Genomic DNA, 26,295 nt, shown 5'->3' with positions numbered 1-26,295 from the left:
TACTTTGAATTAAGCTACAACGGCAACAGTAACAGCATCAAGGTCTTCGAGTCTGGTTGTAAGCTCAGCCTGTAGTTTTTTGCGTACTTCCAGTGTCATCTGGCACTCCAGCTCAAACTGTTGGTCGCGCACAGCCAGTTCATACTCTTTTACCAAACCCATTACATCGTTCATCTGCGGATAAGTAAAATGTACCTGCAGCAGCGCAGTTTCGTGCTTTTCAATAATAGTAGCGTTAGCAATGGCTTCGGCAGTAGCGGTTTTGTAGGCATGTATCAGGCCGCTGACACCCAGTTTTGTGCCACCGAAATAACGTACTACTACAACCAGTACATTGCTCAGGTCGGCAGAACGGATCTGGCCAAGTATAGGGTCGCCGGCTGAATGGTTGGGCTCGCCGTCGTCGTTGGCGCGGTAGCGGCTTTTATCGGCTCCTAAACTATAAGCATAGCAATGGTGGCGGGCATCGAAGTACTTTTTACGCAGCTCGGTCAGGTGCTCTTTCACATCCTCTTCGGAGTAAACCGGGTAAGCCAGCGCAATAAATTTGCTGCCTTTTTCTTTGTAAAGACCTTCGGATGGGGCAGCGATGGTGCGGTAGGTATCTTCCATAGGTTTAAAACAGGTTTGCTGTTATTTCCTGGTACGAGATCAGGATAAGTGCCAGTACGGCCATGCCAATACCAACCAAATTCACGGTGCTCAGCTTCTCCCGGAAAAAGATGACTGCCCCAGCCGCGCCAGCCAGTATAATGCCGATATTATTGATCGGGTACAGAAAAGCGCCATCGTTGTTGAACGCAGAAAGTGCCTTTATCAGGAAGAAAATAGAGAAATAGTTAGGCACGCCCAGCAGCACACCGGCAATTATACTGCGGGGTATAAAACGCGTTTTGCCTGCAAGTATAAAGTATGCCAGCACCAGTAAACCCACAGTAGCGGAGGTTGTAAAAGTGAGCATGGTAAACTGGCTGGCCTCACCGGCCTGTAAATGGTATTGGTTTGTATAGTTAATAAGCGAATCGGCGATGCCACTGGTAAGGAAAATAATAAAGGGCAAGGCCATGGCTGCTGCTGCAGGAGTGCGGATGCTGGAGTTACTATTACTTAGGCGTATGGATGAAAGTATAATGGCTGCAATTGCCGCTGCCATGCCCGCATAATTTACCCAGGTATACTCTTTCAGGCTGGATTTGAGTACGAGCAAGCTAAAAAGCACCGGAATAATGAGTGAGATTTTAGTGGCTACCGATGTGGCTGTTACGCCTACTTTATGGGTAGTAAGTGCCATCAAATAAAAAGTACCGATAAATATAATACCCAGGGCAAAAGCAAAAATTGCCCACGATTGCGTGAAAACCTGCGGATGGAGTACAGCAGTGCCGCCCGGAAAGGCCAGCCCGACGAGTATGCAGGTAACATAATTTACTACAATCGCCTGAAAAGTAGGTATGTTGTACTTCTGAAAAAGCTTGAAAATAAAGAAAAGTAAGGTGGTGGACGCAACGCTTAAAAGCAAGTATAACATGTAAGAAGCAAGTATAAAGTATAGGCTTTTAGCCCTGGTTATAACCGCAACAAAGGTAGTTTAAAGTATAAGCAAGCACAAAACCAAGTATAAATCAGGATGTATGATTATCTTAAAATATAGTTAAATTGTGCCTGCATTAACTCATTAAGCTTTGCCAGCACCACCTTACCTTTTACATTTCGACCAGATCGGGGAACAGGACTTCGGTTTTATCGCGTCTACGCAGCAGGCCAGTAACTTGCCTTTTGCCGTGAAGCGTGTGTTCTGGACCTATGCCACTCCAGCCGGCGTAATAAGAGGTAACCATGCCAACAAAACCACGCAGGAAGTGCTGATAGCCATAACCGGAAGTATAACTGTAACTGCTGATTCGGGCCAGGGAAGTATAGAATTTGTGTTAGATAGCCCGTCTGTTGGCTTATACATTCCGGCCCTCTGCTGGACCAACCTGCACTTTTCTGAAGGAACGGTGGCCGTGTGCCTGGCCTCTACAGATTTCGAAGAAAGTGATTACATCCGGGATTACCAGGACTTCAGAAGCATAGTTGCTAAGGCCAGCGTATGATGGAGCAGGTGGTGCCATACTTTGCATTCCGGGATTTTCCGGAGGGAATGACCGTTGAAACAGAGCAGGCGCTTTTGGCAGCTGTACGCAGCAACAACTATATTTTAGGCGATGCAATTGCTGCTTTCGAGCATGAGTTTGCCAAAGCTACAGGCACCAGGTATAGCATAGGTGTTGGCAATGGATACGATGCCTTGGTGCTGTCGCTGAAAGCATTAGGAATAGGCGCTGGCGATGAAGTTATACTTCCAGCCAATACATTTATTGCCACTGCTAATGCTGTTGTTCAGGTGGGTGCAAGGCCTGTTTTTGCTGATGTAGATAAGCATACTTACAACCTGACAGCCGCAACTGCAGAAGCTGTAATCAGCACAAAAACCAAAGCCATTATAGCCGTGCACTTGTATGGGCAGGCCTGCGAAATGGAACCCCTGATGACGCTGGCCACAAAGTATAAATTACAGCTTGTAGAAGATTTCGCGCAGGCGCATGGTGCCACGTATGCCGGGCAAACGGTTGGTAGTTTCGGAAGTATAAATGCCACCAGTTTTTACCCCACCAAAAACCTGGGAGCCTTTGGCGATGCCGGTGCCGTAGTGACCTCTGATGCTGCCTTGGCTGAGTTTGTAAGTATATACCGTAACTACGGGCAGCAGCAAAAATATCACAACAAAATAATTGGCGTGAACTCACGGCTCGATGAACTGCAGGCCGCTATACTTCAGGTAAAGTTAAAATACCTGGATCAGTTAAATTCTGAACGGCAGCGTCTGGCTAAAGTATACTTACAGGAGTTGCAAAGTATAAATGCGCTTGTTTTGCCCTATACTGCTGAAAGCTGCACCCACGTATACCATATTTTCAGTATCCGGACAAAGTATAGAAACGAGTTGCAGGCCTGGCTCACTGAAAAAGGAATTGCAACAGCCATACATTACCCGGTGCCGGTGCATTTGCAGCAGGCCTATACTTACCTGGGGCACAAGCCCGGCGATTTTCCGGTGGTGGAAGAGCTGGCACAAACCAGCCTGAGTTTGCCTTTATTCCCCGGAATGCAGGAAGCGGAGCAGCAGGCTGTAATCCGAAGTATAAAATCGTTTTTCGCTCACCTGCATGGATAAGCTGCCGCTGGTTTCTGTTATCTGCCTGTGTTATAACCACGAGAGGTTTATCCGCGAAGCCCTTGACTCGGTGCTTGCGCAAACATACCCTAACCTCGAAATTCTGGTAGTAGACGATTGCAGTACTGATAATAGCGTCAGCATCATTCAAACTTACCTGCAGCAACATCCTCAGATACGTTTTATAAGCACCGGGCAAAACAGGGGCAATTGTGCAGCTTTTAATATGGGCTGGCATGCGGCTACCGGTGATTTTATAATAGATTTTGCTACCGATGATGTCTTGCTTCCTGACAGAGTGGAGAAACAGGTAGCGGCATTTGCAGCTTTAGATATAAACTATGGTGTAATTTATTCCGATGCCGAATACATCAGCGATAGCTCACAACACATTAGCTTCCATAGCCAGAAGTATACCTATACTGCCTGCGGTGATGTTTTTGCCGATGTTATCAGCCGCTATTTTATCTGCCCGCCTACCATGCTTATGCGGCGTGAAGTATTGGAGTATCTGGGCGGTTACGATGAAAGCCTGGCTTACGAAGACTTTGATTTCTGGGTACGGTCGGCGCGCAGGTATAAATACCAATACCTGCCTGAAGTTACAACGAAAAGGCGCATTCACGATAACTCGCTTTCGCAGGGTATTTACCGCAAAGGCAACTTACTTTTAAATTCTACTGTTAGGGTATGCGAGAAGGCACTAAAGCTTGTACGAACTCCGGCCGAACGCGCCGCACTGGCAAAACGGCTTAAATACGAAGCCCGCCATGCGTACCTGACCGGAAACTATACAGAAGCAGAAAGTTTTCTTGCTTTACTAAAGCAGGTAACTGATTTATCATTAAGCTATAAAGGACTTTATCTGCTTAACAAGTATAAAATTGACTTAAGCAGCATACGCAAATTGTATTATAGTTTGAAGTATAGGTGGTTATTGCACTAAGATGCTCCCCAACTTTAGATTAAAACCGTTTTGTGTATCTTTTGTCCGCTTTTTTTACGTACTTAATTGCATAACTCTCTTTCTGAAGTGATTAAAACGCAGGATGTTAACAAAATATTTTGCAACAACGCTTCTATCTGAGCTATTATAAGTATATTTGAATTTTAAACTATAACAACCGACATGATTACAACAGTTGCCTCCCGAAGTGAAGTTATAAGATGGATGGAAGACTTTGTGAGCGAAAAATACTCCGAGTTTCTTAAAACTGTTGAAGAGAGCTGGCAGCCTGCAGACCTTTTGCCTGATTCGACACTGGATAACTTTTTTGATGAAGTAAAACAACTGCGTGAGCGCGCCCGCGACCTTTCTTACGACCTGCTTGCCGTACTGGTAGGTGATACCATTACTGAGGAGGCACTGCCAACATACGAAAGCTGGCTGATGAGCATTGAAGGCCTGCCGCAAAACGAACATAACCCGTGGATGAAATGGGTGCGCAGCTGGACTGCCGAAGAAAACCGCCATGGCGATGTGCTGAACCGCTATCTTTACTTATCGGGCCGCATTAACATGCGCGAGATGGAAGCTTCTACGCAATACCTGATCGCCGATGGTTTTGACCTTCAGACAGATAATGACCCGTATCGTGCGTTTGTTTATACTTCTTTCCAGGAAACGGCAACTAATATTTCGCACAGACGTGTAGCCCAGATCGCTAAAAAACAAGGCGATAACCTGCTGGCTAAACTTTGCGGCCACGTTGCTGCAGATGAGGCCCGCCACGCGAAAGCCTATAAATCGTTTGTAAGCAAAATATTTGAAGCAGACCCGAACGAGATGATGCTGGCATTTGAAGACATGATGCGTAAAAAGATCGTTATGCCGGCTCACTATATGCGCGAAATGGGTGTGGAACTGGGCAAAACTTTCGGCCATTTTACCGATGCCGCACAACGCATAAATGTATATACCGCCAACGATTACACCGATATTCTGGAAGGCCTTATACAGGAGTGGAAAATTGAAGCACTTACCGGCCTGAACGATGCCGGAGAGCGTGCCCGCGATTATGTAGTTGCCCTGCCGGATCGCTTAAAGCGTGTGGCCAGCCGCATGAAAGCTCCATCTTTAGAATACAAATTCCGCTGGATTGCCTAAGCAAGCAGCGTTATAACCATAAAACAAAAGGCCTGAAGCAATTCAGGCCTTTTGTTTTTACCGGCACTTTTCAGCTTTGGTAGGTATAAATTTTCTGAAGCAAGTATAAAGTATAGCCCGTTGCCGTAAACACAGGGAAGGTTATTTACCGCTGCACGAACATAAGGTGTTGCAACGTTGTTAAAGTATAAATTACAAAAGTATGGCTATAGGATTCCGATTTACAGAATATGTGCCGCCGCAGGACGATAAGCCCAGCTTTGAAACATTGCTCAAGATCTTTCTGCAGTTGGTAACCATAAGTTCCGGCGATGTGGCTGAGGCGCTTGCCTGGCTTAGCTCTCTGGATAAACAATACAACCTTACCTCAGACGAGTATGGTATAGGAGATTTTATAGAAGACCTGAAAAAGAAAGGCTACCTGGATGAAAACCCTCAGGAGCGTGGCGCTTTTTCGCTCACCGCTAAAAGCGAGCAGGGCATCAGGCGAAGTGCTTTGGAAGAGATTTTCGGGAAGTTGAAGAAAGGCGGCAGGGGCAACCACGCCACGCCGCATACCGGCACCGGCGACGAAGCCAGTACCGACCAGCGCGAATACCGCTTCGGCGATGCGCTGGAACAGATATCCATGACAGACTCTATCCGGAATGCCCAGATTAATCATGGCATCGGCGACCTGCGGCTTACGGAGCAGGACCTGGAAGTAACCGAAACAGAGCACAAAACGCAATCGTCTACGGTGCTGATGATTGATATTTCGCATTCCATGATCCTGTATGGCGAAGACCGCATTACCCCAGCCAAAAAAGTAGCCATGGCGCTTGCCGAGCTTGTGAAACAGAAGTACCCAAAAGATACCCTGGATGTGATTGTGTTTGGTAACGATGCCTGGCAGATCGAGATAAAAGACTTACCATACCTGGAAGTAGGTCCTTACCATACCAATACGGTTGCCGGGCTTGAACTTGCCATGGATATCCTGCGAAAACGCAAAACGCCGAACAAGCAGATCTTTATGATTACCGATGGCAAACCAACCTGCCTGAAAGAGGGGCTTCGTTACTATAAAAACAGCTTTGGCCTGGATAGGAAGGTAGTAAACAAAACCCTTAACCTGGCTGCACAGTGTCGTCGGCTTAAAATTCCGATCACCACCTTTATGATTGCCACAGACCCATACCTGCAGCAATTCGTAGATGAGTTCACGAAGGTAAATAACGGACAAGCCTACTATAGCAGCCTGAAAGGTTTAGGCCATTTAGTGTTCCGGGATTACGGGCAGAACCGTAAAAAGAGCTTCTGATGTACTGATAAAACCTCACAGCATCCCGCGGGTTTTTGAGAGTGTGGAGTTGTAAATAGTTGTAGGTCTTATGATTATGGTTTGTTTGGATCAGGAAATCCAAAGAGCAAATGATATAAGGCAGCAAGTTATTGATTATGCGTTCTGATCTTCGTTTTTAACCTTAAAGCGTCTTGCTATAAACTGAAGCAAAAGCGCCAGGGCAAACAGCAGTTGCGACAAGGTAGAGCTGATCTCATGAGAAATTCTTAAGATAAGCGTACCAACAGCAATAAGAAATGAAAGAATTATTAACGAAGTATAAAGAGAAGGCTTTTTCATATGGATAAATATAAGATTAAAATGCTCCATATGATTTAACTAGGAGAAAAATTAAACAGCAAACGATAGGTATAAATGCAATCGTTGCTTGGTAGCCCTATGAAAAGGTTACTGATAACTGTTCACTGATAACTGAAAACATGCAATATAAAGACATTCCAGCAGAGAATTTACTGAAGATAAAGACACTGGGCCAACTTAAAGCGGCCGGTTACGAGCCGCAGACGGTAAAGCAGGAATTGAGACATAACCTGATCAAAAAACTGCAGAACAAGGAGGAGGTTTTTCCGGGCATTTGGGGCTATGAAGAAACGGTAATTCCGGATATGCAACGGGCTATACTTTCGATGCACCACATTAACCTGCTGGGTTTGCGCGGGCAGGCCAAAACACGTATTGCCCGCCAGATGATAGACTTGCTGGACGAGTATATACCGGTAGTGCAGGGCTCAGAACTGAACGACGACCCGCTGCAACCACTCTCGCGCTACGCCAAAGACCTGGTGCACGAGCATGGCGACGATACACCCATCAGCTGGCTGCACCGCTCAGATCGCTACACCGAAAAGCTGGCTACACCCGATGTATCCGTTGCTGACCTTATTGGCGATGCCGACCCGATAAAGGCTGCCACCATGAAGTTGCCATACTCTGATGAACGCGTTATCCATTTTGGCTTGATTCCGCGCTCGCACCGTGGCATTTTTGTGATAAACGAGCTGCCCGATCTGCAGGCGCGCATACAGGTAGCACTGTTCAATATTCTGCAGGAAGGCGATATACAGATACGTGGCTTTAAAGTACGTTTGCCTTTGGATATCCAGTTTGTGTTCACGGCCAACCCCGAAGATTATACCAACCGTGGCTCTATTGTAACGCCGCTTAAAGACCGTATTGATTCCCAGATCATCACGCACTATCCAAAAACTATTGAAACCGGTAAGAAAATTACTTTGCAGGAAGCGCATGTAAAAGAGGAGCAGAGCAAGATTGTACAAACAAACGAGATCATCAGCGACCTGATTGAACAGGTTGCTTTTGAAGCCCGTGAAAGTGAGTATGTAGATCCTAAAAGCGGTGTTTCGGCACGTTTAACTATTTCTGCTTTCGAAAATTTACTGAGTGCTGCCGAGCGCCGCGCTTTGCTGAATGGCGAAAAATCGACTTATATCCGGGTATCTGATTTCCTGAACACCATACCTTCTGTAACTGGTAAGGTAGAGCTGGTGTACGAGGGCGAGCAGGAGGGGGCCGGCCATGTGGCGCAGGTACTGATGGGCAAGGCCATTCGGACGCAATTCCTGAAATACTTCCCTGACCCTGACAAGGCCAAGAAAAACAAGGCCGTTGCTAACCCCTATAAAAGTATAACCGATTGGTTTGGAGATGGCAATACAGTTGATATTCTGAATGATGCCGATGCTGCCAAGTATAAAAAAGCATTGCAGAACATACCCGGACTGGAGGATCTGGTAGAGAAACACCAGCCAAAAGTTGACGCAAAAGAAAAGCTTTTCCTGATGGAGTTTGCCCTGCATGGCCTTGCCGAGCACAGCCAAATTAGTAAAAACCGCCTCAGCACCGGGCTTCAGTTTAAAGACATACTTAGCGGTATGTTTACCATGCCAAACTTTGGCGAGGAAGAAGACGAAGATTATTAACAGAAAGTATAAGTAACCTGAAAGTATAAAGGCAGAAACCCATGTTTCTGCCTTTATACTTTATAAGCAGTCAGAGCAGATATTTCTGCATGCAAACGCTGTTTTCTACACCGGCATATTGCCCGTAGTTAGGTATTAAAGTATAACCTGATTTCTGGTACAGGGCTATAGCTTCGGGTTGCTTTTTACCGGTTTCCAGCAGGCACTTTTCATAACCCAGTTCTTTAGCCCAATGCTCCAATTCTGTTAAAATGCTTTTTGCAATTCCCTGGCCGCGTACCGAAGTATAAACAAACATCCTTTTAATCTCAGCAACCCCTTTCTCATATTCTTTGAAAGCGCCGCAGCCTACAGGTTCGTTATTCTGGTAAGCTACCACCACGTTCCGGATCTTATCAATTTTGTTGAACTGATCATAAAAGGCGTGCTCTTCTCCGTCTCTAACTTTAAGTTCCTGGTCAAGGAAAACGACAAGGTGCCGGAAGTCCGGGTTTTCAGAATCAGTTCTGATCAGCTGTATCATGGTGTTTATACTTCAGGTTAAAGGTATAATCTGAATCCGAAAACCGGAAGCTCGCCTTGCATAAAGTCCAGCTCCTCAAACCTTTTAAAGCCAAGGCTCTCATACATTTTCCAGGCTTGCTGCATGGCCTTTGTGGTATGGATTATGACCTGAGAAAGTTCTTTTTCTTTTGCTTTCTGTATGCAGGCATTTGTTAACAGTTTGCCTATACCTAAGCCTCTGGCAGCAGGATCAACAGCCAGTAACCTGAAGCCAGCGGCATTCTTTTCCTGCGTGGCTGTTCCGCCAGAGCCATAGTATTGCATATCGCTGAAGAAAACAACTGCTCCCGCTATGTTGCCTGCAGGCGAAACAGCGACTAAAATTTCTGTACCGGGCTTTTGTGTAAAATCACCAACATTAGCCAGCATAGAATAATAAGCCGGCTGCTCAGTCTCCTTCGGAAAACCATCCAGCTGTGAGTAAACCCGCACCATTAACTTGCCTATTTCCTCATGCTCGGTAGGATTAGCATTTCTGATTGTGTATGCTTGGGTGGTCATTGGTTGGTTTACTGAAGTTCTGCTGAGGTAAGTTGTGGGTAACAGTTCTAAAGGTAACGTAGCTAACTTATGGGTTTTTTTGTGGGATGGCTTACTTCTTTCAAATTCAATGCTATTCCGAACCCTATACCTATAAGCGTCATCCAAATTAACACATATAGCTGAGCTTCATTTAGAAGATAACTTTCGTTTTTATAAAGCATTCTTATTCCTTGTAACATCAGCAAAAATATTATGCTAGAAGCAAGTATAACTATTAGCCCCAATCCTTTTCTTTCAACTTTAAATATCAGGCTGTTCAGTAAGAATAGCCCTAAAGCTGCTACGACACCTGAAACAAGAATTGCGACGAAGCCTATCACATATGAGATTCCTAACCCGAAGAGAATCGCGAGAAAAAATATAGCCAAGGAAAAAATAGCGTTTAGAATCAACCCTTTTAATCTGTTAATTCTAAATTTATTGTAATTGCCAATGCTTACACCTAACGAGAAGAGAACGGGAACAAAATATATGAAATTGCCAATTATTAGAGTTTGACTTACTATTCCAAAGGCAAAACATAAAAGACCTGTCAATAATATTGTTTTCATACTTTTAGTTTACCTATAACGGTTAGGCTATGGTGCGTTTATGCACTATAACTTTTGTTGTGCAAAGGTTTTTTTAGTTTTTCTTTTTGATATCTCGTCTTGGGGAGCCTTCCCATTCCTGTTTTAGTTCGTATTCATTCAATTCCTTTTGAGGATATTCTCCATCAAATGACCATATTTCTAGGTTGTCAATAAGCCCGTCCTTAAAGAATAAAGTTGTATCAGCACCTCTTTTCAAGATAGGTGATTTGATTGTCACTCCGTTTAGAATTAAATCGCTTTTTGTTGCTTTAAATTTTTCAATTCCTTTCTCATATTTAAATGAAATAAACACTCCAACACCTGTATAATCGATTTTACTTTCTGTTAAAAAGTCAATTTGTTTCTTTGCTTCAACTCCTTCTTTATCGCCATCAAGAAGCAAAGTGAGAATATCCTTTATGAATTGGGACTTTACCATTTTCCTTAATTCAAATTCTGCCCAACTATTGTATAGCACACATAAACATACGCTTATCTGTCAAAATCTGCAATAAACCATTTGTTCAGAAATAAGTATAGTTGCTACTTCAAAGTATAAACTCACAAAATTATACCTGCCGGATAACTCAAGTTGCTATATTTCGGTAGCCTATACTTATGGAGCAACATATATCTGTGTGGCCAATACTGGCGCTTGGAGTTATACATCTTTTAGGAAGCAGGCTTCGCTTTTTAGGTGGCGTGCCACGTAGCATCTGGCTGTCGGCGGCTGGTGGCGTTTCGGTGGCGTATGTGTTTCTGCATTTGTTTCCGGAGCTGGGCGCAGGGCAGGCGCATGTAGAGAAAACAAACTGGGCAGAAGATTTTCTGAAGCACCATGTATACCTGATGGCATTGTTAGGCCTGGCTATATTTTATGGTTTAGAGCGGGCAGTTGTAACGGAGCGCAGGCGACAGAAAAACGAGGAGCAAATGGTAACGCATAGCGGCATTTTCTGGGTACATATCGGGTCGTTTGCTATTTACAATGCCTTAATCGGGTATATACTTTTTCAGCGCGAAGAGGGCGAGTTGCAGGGCATGTTGCTTTTCTCTGTGGCCATGGCGCTGCACTTTATAGTTAACGATTTCGGCCTGCAGGAGCACCACCACAAAAGCTACTTAAAAGTAGGCCGTTGGATACTGGTAATAGCATTGCTGCTGGGCTGGGGTACCGGTTTTGTAGTGGAGCTCAGCGAAACGCTTATTGTACTTGTGATGGCTTTTGTAGGAGGCGGCATTATACTGAACGTGCTAAAAGAAGAATTACCAGAAGACCGCGAAAGCCGCTATTGGGCCTTTGTGGTGGGTGCAGGATTATACGCCATACTTTTGCTGGCACTGTAGTTTATACTTACTCAAACAAAGTAGGCAACTGGTTTATTAAAGTATAACCGCCCAGCCAGGCCATTACCAGCACAACTATAAACCCAAAGATCGTTAGCCACAGCGGGTGTTTATAATTTCCGATGATTTTCTTTTTATGGGCAGCTATAAGTATAGTGCCGAGCGTAACAGGCAATATAAGGCCGTTTAATGCACCGGCCAGCACAAGCAGCTTCACGGGTTTGCCAATGGTAACAAATATGATGGTTGAAAGCGTGATAAAAGCGATGATCACCCAGTTTTCATAACGAGCTATACTTCTGTTAAATGATTTTATGAAGGATACCGAAGTATAAGCCGACCCGATAACCGACGTAATAGCAGCAGACAGCATCACAATGCCAAAGAGTTTATACCCAACCGCACCAACAGCCTGCTGAAAAACAGAAGCAGGCGGGTTAGCCGGATCTATTGCAAGCCCTTTGCTGATAACGCCCAACGCAGCCAGGAAGAGGAAAACGCGAATAACAGATGCAATAGTAATACCCGACACGGCACTTGTAGTTACTTCCGGCAACGCATCGCGGCCTTTTATACCTGCATCGAGCAAACGGTGGCCACCGGCAAAAGTAATATAGCCGCCTACTGTACCGCCAACCAGGGTAATAATGGCAATAAAATCTATTTTATCAGGAGCAAAAGTTTTTACTACCGCTTCGCCAACAGGAGGATTTGAAGTAACCGCCACATACACAATAAGCAGGATCATGAGCAGGCCCATAACCTGGGCAAATCTATCCATAGCTTTACCGGCCTCTTTTACCAGGAACACCCCTACAGACATGGCAGCTGCAAGTATAGCGCCTGCCTCGGCAGATATGCCAAACAGCACATTAAAACCAAGCCCGGCTCCGCCCACGTTGCCAATATTAAAAGCCAGCCCGCCCAGCACAATAAGTATAGCTATAAATAAACCAAGCCCCGGTAAAACAGCATTGGCAATATCCTGCGCCCGCTTCTCCGACACCGCAATTACGCGCCACACATTCAGCTGCACGCCAATATCTATAATAATGGAGGTAAGTATAACAAAGCCGAAACTAGCCAGCAACGATTGTGTAAATACTGTAGTTTGGGTCAGGAAGCCGGGGCCAACAGCTGAGGTAGCCATCAGGAAAGCAGCGCCTAATAGCACGCTCCAGTTTTTCTTCTGCTTCATTTGCCCGTTGTAGCCTCCAGGGTTATACCTTCATTCAATAGCGCTTCCCTTATGCGAGTGGCAAAAGAAAGTGCGTGAGGCCCGTCGCCGTGTATGCATACCGTATCTGCTTTTATGGCAATATCAACGCCTTGCTGCGAAAGTACTTTCCCTTCTTTTACCATGCGTATTACCTGTTGTACTGCCTTATCATGATCTGTAATAAGTGCATCGGGTAAACGCCTGGAGGTAAGAGTGCCGTTCTGCTGATAAGTTCGGTCTGCAAAGACTTCATTGGCTGTGGCTAAACCGATTTTATGTCCTGCGTTAATCAGTTCACTTCCGGCCAGGCCATACAAAACAGCTTCGGGGTATACTTTATAAACAGCTTCCGCAATGGCTTCGGCCAGGGCATTATTAACAGCAGCCATGTTATAAAGTGCTCCATGAGGTTTAACATGATGCAGCTTGCCACCTTCGGCCTTCACAAAAGCCAGTAAAGCACCAACCTGGTACACCACCATATCATATGCTTCTTCCGGCGTAATTGCCATTTCGCGGCGGCCAAAACCAGCCAGGTCGGGCAGGCCTGGGTGGGCGCCAATGGCTACTTTGTGTTGCAGCGCAAGCAGTACTGTTTTTTTCATGACAGCAGGATCGCCGCCATGGAAACCGCAGGCAATGTTAGCCGAAGTTACAAAAGGTAAAATAGCTTCGTCGTTACCGATAGTATAAGCACCAAAGCTTTCGCCCATATCGCAGTTAAGGTCTACTGAAAAGCTATTGCTTAGCTGGTGTGGTGCGTTTTGTTGTGTACTGCCCATTTAATTTTCTGGATGTTGAGTTCCTGCTGAATATACAGCTGTTGTGCCTGCTCCAGGGTTACTTCCTGAAAGCGTATTATTTTGCCCGGTTGTACCTGTGCCAGTTTCGGGAGGTCGGCTGTTATAACCTGCGCAATGCGCGGATAACCTCCGGTGGTCTGGTGGTCTGCCATCAATATAATCGGGTTGCCCTCGGCGGGAACCTGTATGGTACCAAAAGTTACAGCACTCGAAATAAGCTCTGCAGGCTCTGACAAGGCTAAAGTCGCGCCGCTCAAACGGTAACCCATTCTATCTGACTGCATCGTTACCTGGAATTCCTTTTCCCAGATATCCGTTTTACTTGTTTCCGAGAACAGATCATACTCTGGCCCGTGCACTGCACGTATAGTTGGCTGCTCTTCGGAAGTGTAATAAAGCTGCGGAGCCAGTGCCCAGGTAGTTTGGGTAAATGAAGTATGATTTTGCTGTAGTTTAAGCTCTTCGGGTATAGTATCTGCAGGTTCATTTAGAGGTATAAGGTCGCCGGTTTGCAGCGCCCTGCCCTGGTACCCACCAAGCCCGGCCCTAAGGTAAGTAGACTGGCTTTTGAGCACTTCAGGTATTGCGAAGCCTCCTGCAACGGCCACGTAAGTACGGCAACCTGTAACAGGCTTTTGAAACGAGAGTATACTTCCTGCTGCTGCATACACGGGCCGCCACATACCCATCGCTTCCCCGTTTATTTCCGGCGATAGATTACCGCCTGTAATGGCGATGAGCGCAGGGGTAGTAAAGCGTAGGGTTGGCCCGATAAGGGTTGCTTCTATAGTTGCTGCATCTTCAGGGCTACCCACAAGTATATTGGCTATCCGGTGCGCCACGACATCCATGGCGCCGCTAACGATAATGCCATCTTTCTGATAACCGTAGCGGCCCAAGTCCTGAATGGTAGAAAGCAGGCCGGGTTTCAGGATCTCAAGAGGCATGTTGCTGCTCCTTTCTGAGGTTGTATTCCTGCTCTGTAATAGGTATAAACCGGATGGTGTCGCCGGCTCGTAGTAAACTTGGGTTTTCCTGTTGCGGATTAAAAACCGAGATAGGTGTGCGGCCAATAAGCTGCCAGCCACCGGGCGTTTCGATAGAATAAATACCCGTCTGGTTGCCGGCAATGCCTACGGAGCCTGCAGGTATAACGGACCTTGGCGTTTCTTTCCGGGGAGCGGCAATTTTTTTGTTCATGCCTCCCAGGTATGGGAAACCCGGTGCAAAGCCAATCATGTAAACCAGGTAAGTAACCTTGCTATGGTAATAAATTACTTTCTCGGGGGTGAGTTTGGTGTAGGCAGCTACAAACTCCAGATCGGGTCCAAAACTGCCGCCATAGCACACGGGTATTTTTATGGTATCAGCTTTATAGGTTTCCGTGTTTTCTTTTGTTTTGATGAGCATGCTCTTCATAATGCCCAGCACTTTCTCGTAAGGGTCAACGTTGCCTTTTTCGCTTACCAGCCAGGGATTATAGTAAACAGTAACCGTTGTAAAGGCAGGCACAAACTCAACCAGGCCCGGGAACGGGTGCTTCTGCAGGTAGTTGGCAAATGCCCTGACTTTATGGTGAATTTCGGGGCTGATAATAGCGCCAAACTGAAGTACAATAGCTGAGTCTCCAAGCGGATAGAACTGTAAAAAGCGCATGTCCTTTTGTTTCATGTCCGGGGAGCTCTCAGGTTTTATACGTTGGGTGGTAAGTTGTTTACGATTTATGTTTTAAGATAACGAAAAAGTAAGATGTTGGCGAATTTATCCGGCTGATTTATACTTCAGGGAATGATTGTTTACAAATCTGGTGTTTACCAGTTACAGCTCAAAATAAAAAAGGCTGCCCGAACAGGCAGCCTTTCTGAAGTATGATGCAGGAGGATTATTCCTCGTTCACTACAATTTTCTCGATCTTATCGTTGGCTTTGATCTGATCGATCACATCCAGGCCTTCCACCACTTTGCCAAAGCAAGTATGGTTACGGTCTAAGTGTGCGGTGTTTTTGCGGCTGTGGCAGATAAAGAACTGCGAGCCACCTGTGTTGCGGCCAGCATGCGCCATAGAAAGCACACCACGATCGTGGAACTGGTTATCGCCAGTCAGTTCGCAATCAATTTTATAGCCCGGGCCACCTGTACCTGGTACACCTTTAGCGCCTTCGCGGCTGTTAGGGCAACCACCCTGAATTACGAAATCAGGAATAACACGGTGAAAAGTAAGTCCGTCGTAATAGCCTTTTTTGGCAAGGTCTACAAAGTTCTGAACAGTGTTAGGAGCGTCTTTTTCGTAAAACTCAACTTTCATTACGCCTTTGCCGGTATGGATTTCTGCTGTCTTCATTCTTTTTATACTAATTACTGTGAAACATAATCATAAACAAAAGTACGTAATTTATAGTTTAAGAGGCCTATATAAGGTCTTTTGTATCTGAACAGATGCGTATGCAGTGTGCCTGACACGCTGAAATCAAAACAATTAAGACTTAAAACCAAGTATAGAATTTGGCGATTGCCCATTAATCTGCCAGCTTAACACTGAACTTATGAATAAAATAATAGAAAAAGCACTGGGAATGCTGCTGCTGCTAAGCGTTGCTTTAACCAGTTGCGATACGCGCCGTGAGAGCCCGACATCAGAAGAAAGTATAAACAAAAGCGCAAACCTGGATGCGACTCAGACGGAATCTAGAACCAGCGAAAAAGCTGAAGTTCCCAGTTCCAATGTGGGGGGTACGGTAATGACGCCCTCACGTAACATTATTCAGAATATAACAGCAGGCGAAAAACTTGCTACGTTGGGCGCTTTGCTCAACAAATCTGGCCTGGTTGAAACGCTTAATGCTTCGGGGCCTTATACTTTATTTGCCCCAACCGAAGAGGCATTTGAAAACTTACCAGGCGGTGCCATTGAAGACCTGATGAAACCTGAAAACAAGCAGCGCCTGACCGAAATACTTAACAACCACGTAGTAGCCGGGAAGCTAAGCTCTGCAGACCTGAAAAACGGAACGATACTTAAAACTGCCGGCGGCAAACAGCTGGAGGTTAGCAACCGCGAAGGTAAGATCATGATAAATGGCGCCTCTGTGGAAGCCGCAGATGGCATTAGCAGCAACGGTGTAATTCATGTGGTGGACAAAGTGCTGATGCCGGAAGAAAAGGATTTGTTGTAGAATCAGGAATTTTTAAACTGAACAACTTAAAGCAAAACAGCCTCAGCTTAAAGTATAAGCTGAGGCTGTTTTGCTTTTATATAAAGTCATTTTTCCTGAAACCGGATGATAGTTGAGTATTTGAATTTACTCTTTACTTCCGGTTATCATCGCCGTGCAGCATGCTCAGGTAACTTTCGTAGCGGCTCAGTGAAATTTCGCTGTTGCGCACGGCTTGTATTACAGCGCAGCCAGGCTCGTTAAAGTGTGTGCAGTTATTAAAACGGCATTTGTTCATAAGCTGGCGCATCTCCGGGAAATAATGCCCCAACTGGTTTTTAGGAATATCCACAATGCCCAGTTCCTTTATACCTGGCGTATCAATCACGAACGTTTCGGGATCAATTTCAAACATTTCGGCAAATGTGGTGGTGTGCACGCCTTTGTCGGAAAAGTTAGAGATCTCGGAAGTCTTCAAATCCAGATCAGGAACAATAAGGTTGATGAGCGATGATTTGCCAACACCCGAGTGCCCTGACAGGAGCGTGGTTTTACCGTGCAGCAGCGCATTTATACTTTCTATACCTTCATTATTCTGTGCCGAAACAGCCAGACTTTTATACCCGATCTGCTCATACATGTAACTTATCTGGCGCTGGTATTCGCGGATGTCATCATCGTACAAATCGGTTTTATTGAAGACAAGTACAGTTGGAATATCGTAGGCCTCGGCAGTTACCAGAAATCGGTCTATAAACCCAAACGAAGTGCGCGGCGATACCAGCGTAACTATAAGCAGTGCCTGGTCAAGGTTGGCTGCGATAATGTGGGCGTGTGCTGATTTATGCGTGCTCTGGCGGATGATATAGTTCTCGCGGTCTTCTATTTTATGAATTACGGCGGTGTCTTCGCCGGTAGTTTCTACATCAAACTCTACACGGTCGCCAACAGCCAGCGGGTTGCTCACCTTCAGGCCTTTCAGCTTGAATTTGCCACGCAGGCGGGCGCGGTGCAATTGTCCTTTTTCATCGCGAACCAGGTACCACGACCCCGTAGATTTTACTACAACTCCTTTCATGCGTTTTGTTTAAGCAACTGTGTAATATCAGACATAATTTGCGCAGTAGCGCCTGCCTGCTGTTTTACGTATTGTTTTTCGGTGTCGGTTATACGTTGGTGTTCTGTTTTGTGCTCGTGTACCTGCTCAAACTTCTCTAAAAGCTCTTCCGATGTTTGTACCGGAAATGCACAACCCAACTCCACTAGCTCCATTGCCTCCTGAAACTTGCCATACTTTGGTCCGAAGAATAATGGCAAACCAAACACAGCTGCCTCCAGCGTGTTATGCAAACCTTTGCCAAAAGCACCGCCAATGTAAGCATAAGTGCCATAACTGTACAGCGCCGAGAGCATGCCAATGTTATCAATTATCAGCACTCTATACTTTGCTACATCAGCTGCTTTGGCTTCAGAGAAACGGATAGCGCCTTCGCCTATCTGCTGGAGCATGGTATTAATACCGCTTTCGTGTATCTCGTGTGGCGCGATAATGAATTTTATATCTGGTTTATACTTCTGGATGAGCGGCAACAACACCTTCATATCTGCAGGCCAGCTGCTGCCAACCATAAATACTTCCTGGCCTGCCGTAAATGCTTCTACCAAAGGTATAGGTTTTATACTTGCAGCTGTCTGTAACACCCTGTCGAAGCGGGTGTCGCCGGCTATACTTGCACGGGTTATACCTATACTTTTAAGCAGCTCCAGCGATGTTTTATTCTGAGTATAAATGTGAGTGAAGTGCTGCAGGATGTTCCGGTAAAAACCACCATAAGGTTTAAAGAAAACCTGTCCTTCACGGAAAATAGCCGATATGGAGAGCACTGGAATCCCGTGCTGGTGCAGCTCCTGCAGATAGTAATGCCAGAACTCATACTTCACGAACACGGCCAGTTTTGGCTGCACTATTTTCAGGAAAGTACGGGCATTGCTGGCGCTGTCGAGTGGCAGGTAAAAGATAAGGTCTGCACCTGCGTAGTTTTTGCGCACCTCGTAGCCGGAAGGGGAGAAGAAGGTAAGTATAATTTTATACTTTGGGAAAGTCTCGCGAAAAGCTTCCATTACCGGCCGGCCCTGCTCAAACTCACCCAGCGATGCGCAATGAAACCAAACCACCGGTGCCTGATTGCCTGCAAAAGCCTGCTGCATACGCTCAAACTGCTGTTCGCGTCCTGTTTGCATAAGCTTCGCTTTTTTGTTAAAAGGAGCAGCCAATGCAATAGCACCCTGGTAGGCTTTTAAGCCAATATCGTATAGTAACTTCAAATTTATACTCTTTATACTTGGCCGGAGAAACAGCCTTCTGCGCTGCAAATATAAGGTATTGCTACTTGCTTAGCACAGTATAGTTTCAGGAGAAGGATAATGTACCGCTGCCACTTATATTTGTTTGAGCAGGATTGTAAAATACCTGAGCTCTAACCAACTTTTAAGCTATGGAAAAAGCACACGCAGCCGACTATCCCGAAATAGTGGAAGTATGGGAAGCCTCAGTAAGAGCAACGCATCACTTTCTGAAAGAGGAAGATATTTTATACTTCAAGCCGCTTATTCTAAATGAATTTCTGAAGGCTGTAGATTTATATTGTGAGCGCGATAAAGCCGGGAGCATAACCGGTTTCCTGGGGGTAGCCGATGGTAAGATCGAGATGTTGTTTATTCATCCGGACAGACGGGGCACAGGTATCGGCAAAATGCTGTTACAGTTTGCTATAAATAACCTGCATGCAACGCTGGTAGATGTAAACGAGCAGAACACGCAGGCTGTGGATTTTTACAAGCACATGGGCTTTGAGATAAAAAGCCGTTCGGAGTTAGATAGTATGGGTAAGCCTTTCCCGATATTGCATATGGAGTTGAAAAGAGGAGACGGGGAAGTATAGCTGTTGAGGTTAGAAGATAGATCTTTACAATACCTGAAAGTATAAGGACCAATTTAAGTTGCAGCAATTGAGATACATTTTAAATATTCTATATTTGAAAATCGTAAACTTTATACTTCAAACCACAACCTTACTGATTTAAAAATCTAACTATAACCTTTATTAAAATGGCAGCTATTAACCCTTATTTAACCTTTGCCGGCAACTGCGAAGAGGCATTCAATTTTTACAAATCTGTTTTTGGAGGCGAGTTTCCGTATGTAGGGCGCTTTAAAGACATGCCTTCCGAACGCTCGATCCCGGAATCTGAAGCGAACAAGATCATGCACATTTCACTGCCTATCAGCAAAGAAACTGTTCTAATGGGTAGCGATTCATCTGAGGCATTTGGACAGGTAACAACAGTAGGCAATAACTTTTCAATATCTATTAACGCTGAAAACGAGGAAGAAGCAAAACGACTCTTCGAAGGACTATCGGCTGGTGGTAACATAACTATGGCCTTGAACAAAACTTTCTGGGGTGCGCTGTTCGGTATGTTTACCGATAAGTTCGGTATTAACTGGATGGTGAACTACGATTACGAGCAAAAGCACTAATCCGGAAACAGCGTATTCATTTACACACAAAATAAAAAAGCCCCGACCTATGCCGGGGCTTTTTTATATACTTGAGCTGTTATGCTTAGTGACGAGCAAGGTAGTTAGATACACCTTCTTTTGTAGCTAGCATAGCCTCTTTACCTTCTTCCCAGTTAGCAGGGCATACTTCGCCTTTTACTTCGAAATACTGAAGCGCATCTACCATACGGATAGCCTCGTCGATTGAACGGCCAAGCGGAAGGTCGTTAACAACCTGGTGGCGTACGATACCTTCTTTGTCGATCAGGAAAAGACCACGGTAAGCAACCGGCTCGCCTACAAAAACTGCTTCGCCTTCTTCGTTATAGTCATAGTGTCCAGCTAAAACATCGAAATTCTGAGCGATAGTTTTAGCGGCGTCAGCTACAAGCGGGTAGTTTACACCCTCAATACCACCCTGCTCGCGTGGCGTGTTTAACCATGCGAAGTGAGAGAAATGCGTGTCGGTAGAGCAACCAACCACAGCTACGTTCTTGCGCTCAAACTCCTCCATTCTGTCCTGGAAAGCAATGATCTCGGTAGGGCAAACGAAAGTGAAGTCCATTGGGTAGAAATAGAAAATCACATGTTTTTTACCGATGTACTGATCCAGAGAGAAGTTTTCTACGAACTCGCCGTCAACTACTGCTGTAGCTTTGAAAGCTGGCGCTTTTTTACCTACTAATACTGCCATTATGTGTTGTTTTAAAGTTAAAAATCTATTGTTATGCTTTTGAAATCCTTATTTGTTTATCCGGTTCCACTTTTGTGCCCGTCAGCTGCACCGAAAAGCCCTTCAGGTCGAAGTTTTCGATGTTTCGTTTCTTGAAGAAAGCTGTCAGTAATTCATCTAGTTCGGCGTCCTCAAAATCCACGATCTCTTTGGTATTGCTGCAATAAATGTGGCTGTGGGCATCGGTGTTAGCGTCGTAGCGTTTACCTCCATCCTGCGATAATACCCTGCGTACTAAGCCGGTATCTGCAAAAGTGTCGAGGGTTTTGTAAACCGTGCCAAGCGAAATGCTGGGGTTAGCTGGTTTAAGCCGCTGGTATACTTCCTCTGCCATCGGGTGCAAACCGTGCAGCGCCGTTACCGCTTCAAGCACAACAATGCGCTGGTGCGTAGCCTTCAGGCCGCTATCTACCAGTTGTTGCCGTAAATTGTGAAGAGTTATACTTTGCTGCATTTTCTAATTAAGAAAAATTCCTAACTAAGAATTTTTTGCAAAGGTAAGGCGAAAGGATTTAACATGCAAACCAGTGCAAAATATTTACCTGTGTGGTAGATACTGGTTGAAATAAAAAAGTCATTCCTGGCATCATACAAGGGTTTTATATAAGCTTTAAGAAAGCCTGATAAATTTCTGTTGATGCGCAGAATGACTTTTGAAATGCAATAAATAAAGTATAAGTTATTGAGCAATAGATGTTCTATCTTCCTTTAAACTCGGGTTTGCGCTTTTCTACAAAGGCATTCATACCTTCGGTCTGGTCTTCAGAGGCGAAACACAAGTAGAAGTTCTTGCGCTCGAAGTATAAACCTTCGTCCAGGCTGGTATCGAAAGAGCGGTTTACGGCTTCTTTGGCTAACTTGGCTGCCACCGGCGACATTTGTGCAATTTCGGAAGCCAGTTTAAAAGCCTCGTCTAAGTATAGCTCTACCGGAACTACACGATTGATCAGACCATGCTTTTCGGCTTCGTCGGCTGTCATGAATTTGCCGGTAAGTACCATTTCCATGGCTTTGGCTTTGCCTATAGCTTTAGTAAGGCGTTGCGTTCCGCCTGCGCCCGGCATAACACCAATTTTAATTTCCGGCTGACCGAACATGGCTGTTTCTGATGCTATGATCATGTCGCAGGTCATGGCCAGTTCGCAGCCACCACCTAAGGCAAAACCAGAAACTGCTGCTATAATCGGTTTTTTAGTTTTGCGGATCTGGTCCCAGGTCGAGAACTGGTCAACATTCAGCATATCGATAGCGGTTTTGCCAGCCATTTGCTTAATATCGGCCCCGGCAGCAAAGGCACGCTCGTTTCCGGTTATAATAATGGCGCGTACATTTTCGTCTTCGTCAAGTTGTTTCAGGGCATCGCGCAATTCGCCCATCAGTTGCAGGTTCAGAGCGTTTAATTCTTTGGGACGATTTAATTGAATCAGCGCAACATGAGGTTGTGCCTGGGGGGTAACAAGTATAAATTCCATAGTTTGCCTGTATCTTTTATTTAAGCCTCAAGATACGGTTTTTAGTAATACAGGAAAAAATAGGGTAGGGGCTAATTATAATGCAGGCCCGAACTGGGAGTAAAAGTATTAGCGATGCAACTGTGTGCTAACCAAAGAAACAGAAGGTTTTCTGACTTCTTTGGCCAAGGCTTTCTCATTTCCTTTAGAAACCCTTAGAACAAACCCCGTGATCAACAGGGCAAAAAGCAAGAGAAGTTTAAAGATAAACTGGCGGTTTACTTTTTCAGTTGCCTGCATACTTTTTCGGGGTGAATAATGGATCTAAAGACACAGATACGGCATAAAGCGTATTATGGATCTAAAATAGATAAAATTTACATATATTGCTTAAATAATTGTAAAAAATATTTAAATGTTACTAATTATTTACTGACAAACTGGAAAGTTGTTCTGGTACGTTGCTCCAGTAATATTTCTTTGCCCTGCATGGTTCGTTGCAGGCACTCATTATCATAATTTTTGATTGTAAATAGCTGTAAACCAGTGTTGTATTGAATCGTGAACTGATCTTGCTGAAGTGTTTTCAGTAGTTTTTGCAGGCGCTCTTCGTTATAATCTGTGCAGATAGAAAAGGAGATAGCCGAGTTCTGCATCAGGTTTATTTTAATGCGTAACTCTGACAGAGCATTAAAAATAGTACCCAGGTTTTGCTCGGTTATAAAAGTAAAGTCTTTAACACTAAACGAGATCAGGCACTGGTTTTCTTTGATAATGAAAGCAGGCGCTATTTTCTCAAACCTGCAATCGCAGATGCGTGTTCCTGCGCCAGTTGGGTTCAGAAATGATTTTACATAGAGCGGTATTTTTTTATTGGCTAATGGCTTTATGGTTTTGGGGTGTATAACCGAAGCGCCGTAATAGGCCATTTCTATCGTTTCCTGGTACGAAATTTCGGGATAACGCACTGTGTCGGAAAAGTACTTGGGGTCAGCATTTAACAAACCTTCCACATCTTTCCAGATATACATGGCCTCTGCATCAAGGCAATAAGCAAAAATGGCGGCGCTAAAGTCAGAGCCTTCGCGGCCAAGTGTAGTGGTTAGCCTGTTGTTAGTACCACCTATAAAGCCCTGTGTTACTATTATTTGCTGCGCAAGCAGGGCAGGCAAGTCTCGTTTTATAACGCGCTCGCTCCATGCCCAGTCTACTTTTGCCTCGCGCCAGGTGTTGTCGGTTTGTATATACTTGCGGCTGTCTATCCAGGTCGCCTTCATACCTTGCTGTTCCAGAAAATGCTGCACTATAGTAGAAGAAAACAGCTCGCCGTAGCTAACCGTCTGGTCATATAGTTTATCGTAACTATCTGGCAACTTTATACTTTGTAATTCATGCTCTAAACCTGAAAACAAGTGTTCCAGTCGTTCGTATACAGGGTGCCCCGCATTTGTAAACAGCTCTTTTACTATTTCTGTATGGTAACTAAAGCACTGCTGTAGTTCCTGGGTGTATGGTTTGCCAGCATAGGCCAGGTTAAATACTAACTCCAGTGCATTGGTAGTTTTACCCATAGCAGATACCACAAGCAGTAGCTGACTGCCAGCGCCTTGGGTCTGTACAATGTGGGCCAGGTTTTTAAATGCCTCGGCGCTCTTTACAGAGGCACCTCCAAACTTGTAAACTTTCATCCGATTTTGCGTCTTAGTGCGTAAAATTATGTATCCTTCGTATATATTTTATAAAAATTGATATTTTTGTAGCAATAGCCTAAACCCTTACCCTTATGAATGACAGACTTGCCCTTCCTGTTGGCACCACGCTAGACAGGTTTATTATGAGAAAGCAGGAGGATTTCCCTTTTGCAACCGGAGAATTATCTCAGTTGTTGCGCGATATTGCTTTAGCAGCAAAGATCGTGAACCGCGAAATTAACCGGGCCGGCCTCCTGGATGTTACCGGTACTTACGGCCAGCAAAACGTGCAGGGCGAGGAGCAACAGAAACTGGATGTAATTGCCAACATTCGTTTTATAAGAGCATTGCGCAACGGCGGCGAGGTATGTGCTATTATCTCTGAAGAAGAGGATGAAGTAATACATACAGGCAATACCAAAGGCAGCTACATTGTGGCCATGGACCCGCTGGATGGTTCGTCTAACATAGATGTGAACGTTTCCATCGGGACGATATTTTCTATTTACAGAAGAACATCCGATGCAGGCTGTAATGGCACTTTGGAAGATTGCCTGCAGGAAGGAACACGCCAGGTAGCAGCAGGTTATATTGTGTATGGCTCGTCTACAATGCTGGTGTATACCACAGGGCATGGCGTAAATGGCTTTACCTATGAGCCATCGCTGGGCGAGTTTTTCTTGTCTCACCCTAACATTACAACGCCTAAAACCGGCACCATTTACTCCTGCAACGAAGGTGGCGTAAATGGCTTCCCGGAGAGCATCAAAAATTACCTGTCTTATTGCAAAGACAATAACTATTCGGCCCGTTACATTGGCTCATTGGTGGCAGATTTCCACCGTAACCTGCTGAAGGGTGGTATTTATATTTATCCGTCTACAGCAAAAGCACCTAATGGTAAATTGCGCCTGATGTATGAGTGTAACTCGCTGGCCTACATAGTAGAGCAAGCCGGTGGTAAGGCCACTGATGGCATACGCCGCATTATGGAAATTGAGCCAACAGAGCTGCACCAGCGTTGCCCGCTTATAATCGGATCTGCCGATATGGTAGATAAAGTAGAAGAGTTTATGAAAGCAGAAGTAGCTGTATAAGGTTACTGTTTATACTTATAAAGAAGGCAGAGAGGAGACTTTCTGCCTTTTGCATTTTGTAGCAAAGTATACTTTAAACCAGGCTGGAGTATTAAAGTATAAAATTTACAGCTGACTATACTTCTGGCGGGTATGGGCTTTCTGAAGCTCGCGCTGCAGTATAAGCAGGGCGATGTTGTGAGCTATATCTTCGTCTACAGATGCGGGTGCCATAGCTTGCTTAACCAGGCGCTCTTCCACATCAATACGGTACAGGATATGCATCAGGCGGTTAAGATCGGTGCGGAGCAGGTAGGCTACGGCGTGGGTAAGTTTACGTAACAGCTGGTCGCGGTCGGGTGCCTGCAGTTCGTTCGTGTCAAAAAGCTTTTGCAGCTGGTTGGCAGCACTGGTAAGTATAACTGGTGATTCTGACATCAGCAGGTAACGTATAAGTACAGATAAATGAAGAAGGCCCTCCGGTTAGAAGGGCCTTTCTGTTATGCTTTTTTTTCTGCTTTGGCAGCTTTCTCTGCCTTTGCTTCTTCTTTTGCGTCTTCTTTAGTAAACTCTATGTGCTTACTAACAATGCTGTACCAGTTGGCAAGTTTTTTCATATCCGATACATATACGCGGTCCTCGTCGTAGTCAGGCAGTACGCTTTCTATAAAGGACTTATATTCTGCATCAGTTGGCTTCTCGCTTAGTGGCAGGTCGTTGCCATACTTCTGGTGAATACGGTCAAATACTTCGGCAAGTGGCACAGTAGTTTCTTCGTCGGTTGTATAGATCGAAATCTCATCAAGCAGCGACATACGGTGGCGGGCTTGTGCTACCAGGCGAGAGTTATCGGCAAGGTTTTCTACAATTACACCAGTACGTGTAGGCTTTACAACGCGGTAAAGGCCGCTCATGCCAGAAATGGCAGCAACTTGTCTTAAATCAATAGGCATAATCAGGTATAATTCTGTTG

General features: G+C 45.1%; 32 protein-coding genes. 11 read left to right on the top strand and 21 right to left on the bottom strand.

Features of this window, described 5'->3' with window-relative positions:
* Positions 1–9: 9 nt before the first annotated feature.
* Positions 10–612, bottom strand: a complete 603-nt coding sequence (locus LWP20_RS08470) for an IMPACT family protein (protein WP_242927692.1) — start codon at positions 610–612, stop codon at positions 10–12.
* A gap of 4 nt (positions 613–616) precedes the next feature.
* Positions 617–1,528: a hypothetical protein gene (locus LWP20_RS08465; protein WP_242927691.1), complete on the bottom strand. Its 912-nt coding sequence runs from the start codon at positions 1,526–1,528 to the stop codon at positions 617–619.
* A 154-nt stretch (positions 1,529–1,682) separates the two neighbouring features.
* Between LWP20_RS08465 and LWP20_RS08460 the strand changes: the two genes are divergently transcribed.
* From LWP20_RS08460 to LWP20_RS08440, 5 genes are all read left to right on the top strand, one after another.
* Positions 1,683–2,096: a sugar 3,4-ketoisomerase gene (locus LWP20_RS08460; RefSeq protein WP_242927690.1), complete on the top strand. Its 414-nt coding sequence runs from the start codon at positions 1,683–1,685 to the stop codon at positions 2,094–2,096.
* Positions 2,093–3,217, top strand: a complete 1,125-nt coding sequence (locus LWP20_RS08455) for a DegT/DnrJ/EryC1/StrS family aminotransferase (RefSeq protein WP_242927689.1) — start codon at positions 2,093–2,095, stop codon at positions 3,215–3,217. The genes LWP20_RS08460 and LWP20_RS08455 overlap by 4 nt, the downstream gene beginning before the upstream one ends.
* A complete protein-coding gene (locus LWP20_RS08450) occupies positions 3,210–4,163 on the top strand; it encodes a glycosyltransferase family 2 protein (protein ID WP_242927688.1) in 954 nt (317 codons plus the stop codon). Before LWP20_RS08455 ends, LWP20_RS08450 begins: the two co-directional genes overlap by 8 nt.
* Before the next feature lie 183 nt (positions 4,164–4,346).
* The gene (locus tag LWP20_RS08445) at positions 4,347–5,324 is read left to right on the top strand and encodes an acyl-ACP desaturase (RefSeq protein ID WP_242927687.1); all 978 of its coding nucleotides are present in this window, start codon (positions 4,347–4,349) and stop codon (positions 5,322–5,324) included.
* 202 nt (positions 5,325–5,526) lie between these two features.
* Positions 5,527–6,627 carry a vWA domain-containing protein gene (locus LWP20_RS08440; protein WP_242927686.1) on the top strand — a complete coding sequence of 367 codons (1,101 nt, stop codon included), beginning with the start codon at positions 5,527–5,529 and terminating at the stop codon, positions 6,625–6,627.
* Positions 6,628–6,762: 135 nt separating this feature from the next.
* Here LWP20_RS08440 and LWP20_RS08435 read toward each other — a convergent pair whose 3' ends face one another.
* Positions 6,763–6,948, bottom strand: coding sequence for a hypothetical protein (locus LWP20_RS08435; protein WP_242927685.1), 186 nt, complete (start codon positions 6,946–6,948; stop codon positions 6,763–6,765).
* Positions 6,949–7,088: 140 nt separating this feature from the next.
* Here LWP20_RS08435 and LWP20_RS08430 point away from each other — a divergent pair, with 140 nt between their 5' ends.
* Complete coding sequence (locus LWP20_RS08430; RefSeq protein WP_242927684.1) at positions 7,089–8,609, top strand: sigma 54-interacting transcriptional regulator; 1,521 nt, start codon at positions 7,089–7,091, stop codon at positions 8,607–8,609.
* A gap of 70 nt (positions 8,610–8,679) precedes the next feature.
* Here the strand turns inward: LWP20_RS08430 and LWP20_RS08425 are convergent, their stop codons facing one another.
* From LWP20_RS08425 to LWP20_RS08410, 4 genes are all read right to left on the bottom strand, one after another.
* Positions 8,680–9,132, bottom strand: coding sequence for a GNAT family N-acetyltransferase (locus tag LWP20_RS08425; RefSeq protein ID WP_242927683.1), 453 nt, complete (start codon positions 9,130–9,132; stop codon positions 8,680–8,682).
* 17 nt (positions 9,133–9,149) lie between these two features.
* Positions 9,150–9,674 (bottom strand): GNAT family N-acetyltransferase, encoded by a 525-nt coding sequence (locus LWP20_RS08420; RefSeq protein WP_242927682.1) that lies wholly within the window; start codon positions 9,672–9,674, stop codon positions 9,150–9,152.
* Between the two features lie 62 nt (positions 9,675–9,736).
* Complete coding sequence (locus LWP20_RS08415) at positions 9,737–10,267, bottom strand: hypothetical protein (RefSeq protein ID WP_242927681.1); 531 nt, start codon at positions 10,265–10,267, stop codon at positions 9,737–9,739.
* A gap of 73 nt (positions 10,268–10,340) precedes the next feature.
* Positions 10,341–10,727, bottom strand: coding sequence for a hypothetical protein (locus LWP20_RS08410; RefSeq protein ID WP_242927680.1), 387 nt, complete (start codon positions 10,725–10,727; stop codon positions 10,341–10,343).
* Between the two features lie 179 nt (positions 10,728–10,906).
* Between LWP20_RS08410 and LWP20_RS08405 the strand changes: the two genes are divergently transcribed.
* The gene (locus LWP20_RS08405) at positions 10,907–11,635 is read left to right on the top strand and encodes a hypothetical protein (RefSeq protein WP_242927679.1); all 729 of its coding nucleotides are present in this window, start codon (positions 10,907–10,909) and stop codon (positions 11,633–11,635) included.
* Positions 11,636–11,642: 7 nt separating this feature from the next.
* Here the strand turns inward: LWP20_RS08405 and LWP20_RS08400 are convergent, their stop codons facing one another.
* From LWP20_RS08400 to LWP20_RS08380, 5 genes are all read right to left on the bottom strand, one after another.
* The gene (locus tag LWP20_RS08400; protein WP_242927678.1) at positions 11,643–12,833 is read right to left on the bottom strand and encodes an NRAMP family divalent metal transporter; all 1,191 of its coding nucleotides are present in this window, start codon (positions 12,831–12,833) and stop codon (positions 11,643–11,645) included.
* Positions 12,830–13,636 (bottom strand): LamB/YcsF family protein, encoded by an 807-nt coding sequence (locus LWP20_RS08395; RefSeq protein WP_242927677.1) that lies wholly within the window; start codon positions 13,634–13,636, stop codon positions 12,830–12,832. The genes LWP20_RS08400 and LWP20_RS08395 overlap by 4 nt, the downstream gene beginning before the upstream one ends.
* Entirely contained in the window at positions 13,600–14,604 is a 1,005-nt protein-coding gene (locus LWP20_RS08390; protein ID WP_242927676.1) for a 5-oxoprolinase subunit C family protein, read from the bottom strand. Before LWP20_RS08390 ends, LWP20_RS08395 begins: the two co-directional genes overlap by 37 nt.
* Complete coding sequence (gene pxpB, locus LWP20_RS08385) at positions 14,594–15,328, bottom strand: 5-oxoprolinase subunit PxpB (RefSeq protein WP_242927675.1); 735 nt, start codon at positions 15,326–15,328, stop codon at positions 14,594–14,596. The genes LWP20_RS08390 and pxpB overlap by 11 nt, the downstream gene beginning before the upstream one ends.
* A gap of 211 nt (positions 15,329–15,539) precedes the next feature.
* Positions 15,540–15,998, bottom strand: coding sequence for a peptidylprolyl isomerase (locus tag LWP20_RS08380; RefSeq protein ID WP_242927674.1), 459 nt, complete (start codon positions 15,996–15,998; stop codon positions 15,540–15,542).
* 202 nt (positions 15,999–16,200) lie between these two features.
* On the opposite strand from LWP20_RS08380, the gene LWP20_RS08375 reads away from it, so the two are divergent.
* Positions 16,201–16,830: a fasciclin domain-containing protein gene (locus LWP20_RS08375; protein WP_242927673.1), complete on the top strand. Its 630-nt coding sequence runs from the start codon at positions 16,201–16,203 to the stop codon at positions 16,828–16,830.
* A gap of 133 nt (positions 16,831–16,963) precedes the next feature.
* Here LWP20_RS08375 and rsgA read toward each other — a convergent pair whose 3' ends face one another.
* A complete protein-coding gene (gene rsgA, locus LWP20_RS08370) occupies positions 16,964–17,887 on the bottom strand; it encodes a ribosome small subunit-dependent GTPase A (RefSeq protein WP_242927672.1) in 924 nt (307 codons plus the stop codon).
* Positions 17,884–19,134 carry a 3-deoxy-D-manno-octulosonic acid transferase gene (locus tag LWP20_RS08365; protein WP_242927671.1) on the bottom strand — a complete coding sequence of 417 codons (1,251 nt, stop codon included), beginning with the start codon at positions 19,132–19,134 and terminating at the stop codon, positions 17,884–17,886. The genes rsgA and LWP20_RS08365 overlap by 4 nt, the downstream gene beginning before the upstream one ends.
* 170 nt (positions 19,135–19,304) lie before the next feature.
* On the opposite strand from LWP20_RS08365, the gene LWP20_RS08360 reads away from it, so the two are divergent.
* Positions 19,305–19,751 carry a GNAT family N-acetyltransferase gene (locus LWP20_RS08360; protein ID WP_242927670.1) on the top strand — a complete coding sequence of 149 codons (447 nt, stop codon included), beginning with the start codon at positions 19,305–19,307 and terminating at the stop codon, positions 19,749–19,751.
* Positions 19,752–19,918: 167 nt separating this feature from the next.
* Complete coding sequence (locus LWP20_RS08355; RefSeq protein WP_242927669.1) at positions 19,919–20,350, top strand: VOC family protein; 432 nt, start codon at positions 19,919–19,921, stop codon at positions 20,348–20,350.
* Between the two features lie 85 nt (positions 20,351–20,435).
* On the opposite strand, the gene LWP20_RS08350 is transcribed toward LWP20_RS08355, so the two are convergent.
* The 5 genes from LWP20_RS08350 to LWP20_RS08330 all read right to left on the bottom strand — a co-directional run bounded on the left by LWP20_RS08350 (position 20,436) and on the right by LWP20_RS08330 (position 24,243).
* Positions 20,436–21,065, bottom strand: coding sequence for a peroxiredoxin (locus LWP20_RS08350; RefSeq protein ID WP_242927668.1), 630 nt, complete (start codon positions 21,063–21,065; stop codon positions 20,436–20,438).
* Positions 21,066–21,096: 31 nt separating this feature from the next.
* Positions 21,097–21,558 (bottom strand): Fur family transcriptional regulator, encoded by a 462-nt coding sequence (locus LWP20_RS08345; RefSeq protein ID WP_242927667.1) that lies wholly within the window; start codon positions 21,556–21,558, stop codon positions 21,097–21,099.
* Between the two features lie 244 nt (positions 21,559–21,802).
* On the bottom strand, positions 21,803–22,576 hold the full coding sequence (locus tag LWP20_RS08340; protein WP_242927666.1) for an enoyl-CoA hydratase-related protein: 774 nt from the start codon (positions 22,574–22,576) through the stop codon (positions 21,803–21,805).
* Positions 22,577–22,684: 108 nt separating this feature from the next.
* The gene (locus LWP20_RS08335; RefSeq protein WP_242927665.1) at positions 22,685–22,855 is read right to left on the bottom strand and encodes a hypothetical protein; all 171 of its coding nucleotides are present in this window, start codon (positions 22,853–22,855) and stop codon (positions 22,685–22,687) included.
* A gap of 125 nt (positions 22,856–22,980) precedes the next feature.
* Positions 22,981–24,243 (bottom strand): aspartate kinase, encoded by a 1,263-nt coding sequence (locus LWP20_RS08330; RefSeq protein WP_242927664.1) that lies wholly within the window; start codon positions 24,241–24,243, stop codon positions 22,981–22,983.
* A 95-nt stretch (positions 24,244–24,338) separates the two neighbouring features.
* Between LWP20_RS08330 and fbp the strand changes: the two genes are divergently transcribed.
* Entirely contained in the window at positions 24,339–25,343 is a 1,005-nt protein-coding gene (gene fbp, locus LWP20_RS08325; RefSeq protein ID WP_242927663.1) for a class 1 fructose-bisphosphatase, read from the top strand.
* Positions 25,344–25,448: 105 nt separating this feature from the next.
* On the opposite strand, the gene LWP20_RS08320 is transcribed toward fbp, so the two are convergent.
* Both LWP20_RS08320 and LWP20_RS08315 read right to left on the bottom strand, forming a co-directional pair.
* A complete protein-coding gene (locus tag LWP20_RS08320; protein WP_242927662.1) occupies positions 25,449–25,760 on the bottom strand; it encodes a hypothetical protein in 312 nt (103 codons plus the stop codon).
* A gap of 62 nt (positions 25,761–25,822) precedes the next feature.
* Positions 25,823–26,275, bottom strand: a complete 453-nt coding sequence (locus tag LWP20_RS08315; protein WP_242927661.1) for a DUF5606 family protein — start codon at positions 26,273–26,275, stop codon at positions 25,823–25,825.
* Positions 26,276–26,295 lie beyond the last annotated feature (20 nt).

It is taken from the genome of Pontibacter vulgaris, assembly GCF_022758145.1.
GTDB classification, from domain to species: Bacteria; Bacteroidota; Bacteroidia; order Cytophagales; family Hymenobacteraceae; genus Pontibacter; species Pontibacter vulgaris.
This window is presented reverse-complemented; position numbering and strand designations above follow the sequence as displayed.

What these genes read in the sequence shown, in the direction of transcription:
- LWP20_RS08405 (WP_242927679.1), top strand. Translation starts at nt 10,907, where the DNA reads ATGGAGCAACATATATCTGTGTGGCCAATACTGGCGCTTGGAGTTATA.
- LWP20_RS08425 (WP_242927683.1), bottom strand. Translation starts at nt 9,132, where the DNA reads ATGATACAGCTGATCAGAACTGATTCTGAAAACCCGGACTTCCGGCAC.
- LWP20_RS08320 (WP_242927662.1), bottom strand. Translation starts at nt 25,760, where the DNA reads ATGTCAGAATCACCAGTTATACTTACCAGTGCTGCCAACCAGCTGCAA.
- LWP20_RS08470 (WP_242927692.1), bottom strand. Translation starts at nt 612, where the DNA reads ATGGAAGATACCTACCGCACCATCGCTGCCCCATCCGAAGGTCTTTAC.
- LWP20_RS08430 (WP_242927684.1), top strand. Translation starts at nt 7,089, where the DNA reads ATGCAATATAAAGACATTCCAGCAGAGAATTTACTGAAGATAAAGACA.
- rsgA (WP_242927672.1), bottom strand. Translation starts at nt 17,887, where the DNA reads ATGAAAGGAGTTGTAGTAAAATCTACGGGGTCGTGGTACCTGGTTCGC.
- LWP20_RS08390 (WP_242927676.1), bottom strand. Translation starts at nt 14,604, where the DNA reads ATGCCTCTTGAGATCCTGAAACCCGGCCTGCTTTCTACCATTCAGGAC.
- LWP20_RS08345 (WP_242927667.1), bottom strand. Translation starts at nt 21,558, where the DNA reads ATGCAGCAAAGTATAACTCTTCACAATTTACGGCAACAACTGGTAGAT.
- LWP20_RS08445 (WP_242927687.1), top strand. Translation starts at nt 4,347, where the DNA reads ATGATTACAACAGTTGCCTCCCGAAGTGAAGTTATAAGATGGATGGAA.
- LWP20_RS08355 (WP_242927669.1), top strand. Translation starts at nt 19,919, where the DNA reads ATGGCAGCTATTAACCCTTATTTAACCTTTGCCGGCAACTGCGAAGAG.
- pxpB (WP_242927675.1), bottom strand. Translation starts at nt 15,328, where the DNA reads ATGAAACAAAAGGACATGCGCTTTTTACAGTTCTATCCGCTTGGAGAC.
- LWP20_RS08410 (WP_242927680.1), bottom strand. Translation starts at nt 10,727, where the DNA reads ATGGTAAAGTCCCAATTCATAAAGGATATTCTCACTTTGCTTCTTGAT.
- LWP20_RS08455 (WP_242927689.1), top strand. Translation starts at nt 2,093, where the DNA reads ATGATGGAGCAGGTGGTGCCATACTTTGCATTCCGGGATTTTCCGGAG.
- LWP20_RS08465 (WP_242927691.1), bottom strand. Translation starts at nt 1,528, where the DNA reads ATGTTATACTTGCTTTTAAGCGTTGCGTCCACCACCTTACTTTTCTTT.
- LWP20_RS08335 (WP_242927665.1), bottom strand. Translation starts at nt 22,855, where the DNA reads ATGCAGGCAACTGAAAAAGTAAACCGCCAGTTTATCTTTAAACTTCTC.
- LWP20_RS08450 (WP_242927688.1), top strand. Translation starts at nt 3,210, where the DNA reads ATGGATAAGCTGCCGCTGGTTTCTGTTATCTGCCTGTGTTATAACCAC.
- LWP20_RS08360 (WP_242927670.1), top strand. Translation starts at nt 19,305, where the DNA reads ATGGAAAAAGCACACGCAGCCGACTATCCCGAAATAGTGGAAGTATGG.
- LWP20_RS08415 (WP_242927681.1), bottom strand. Translation starts at nt 10,267, where the DNA reads ATGAAAACAATATTATTGACAGGTCTTTTATGTTTTGCCTTTGGAATA.
- LWP20_RS08435 (WP_242927685.1), bottom strand. Translation starts at nt 6,948, where the DNA reads ATGAAAAAGCCTTCTCTTTATACTTCGTTAATAATTCTTTCATTTCTT.
- LWP20_RS08330 (WP_242927664.1), bottom strand. Translation starts at nt 24,243, where the DNA reads ATGAAAGTTTACAAGTTTGGAGGTGCCTCTGTAAAGAGCGCCGAGGCA.
- LWP20_RS08395 (WP_242927677.1), bottom strand. Translation starts at nt 13,636, where the DNA reads ATGGGCAGTACACAACAAAACGCACCACACCAGCTAAGCAATAGCTTT.
- LWP20_RS08315 (WP_242927661.1), bottom strand. Translation starts at nt 26,275, where the DNA reads ATGCCTATTGATTTAAGACAAGTTGCTGCCATTTCTGGCATGAGCGGC.
- LWP20_RS08340 (WP_242927666.1), bottom strand. Translation starts at nt 22,576, where the DNA reads ATGGAATTTATACTTGTTACCCCCCAGGCACAACCTCATGTTGCGCTG.
- fbp (WP_242927663.1), top strand. Translation starts at nt 24,339, where the DNA reads ATGAATGACAGACTTGCCCTTCCTGTTGGCACCACGCTAGACAGGTTT.
- LWP20_RS08400 (WP_242927678.1), bottom strand. Translation starts at nt 12,833, where the DNA reads ATGAAGCAGAAGAAAAACTGGAGCGTGCTATTAGGCGCTGCTTTCCTG.
- LWP20_RS08420 (WP_242927682.1), bottom strand. Translation starts at nt 9,674, where the DNA reads ATGACCACCCAAGCATACACAATCAGAAATGCTAATCCTACCGAGCAT.
- LWP20_RS08375 (WP_242927673.1), top strand. Translation starts at nt 16,201, where the DNA reads ATGAATAAAATAATAGAAAAAGCACTGGGAATGCTGCTGCTGCTAAGC.
- LWP20_RS08440 (WP_242927686.1), top strand. Translation starts at nt 5,527, where the DNA reads ATGGCTATAGGATTCCGATTTACAGAATATGTGCCGCCGCAGGACGAT.
- LWP20_RS08380 (WP_242927674.1), bottom strand. Translation starts at nt 15,998, where the DNA reads ATGAAGACAGCAGAAATCCATACCGGCAAAGGCGTAATGAAAGTTGAG.
- LWP20_RS08350 (WP_242927668.1), bottom strand. Translation starts at nt 21,065, where the DNA reads ATGGCAGTATTAGTAGGTAAAAAAGCGCCAGCTTTCAAAGCTACAGCA.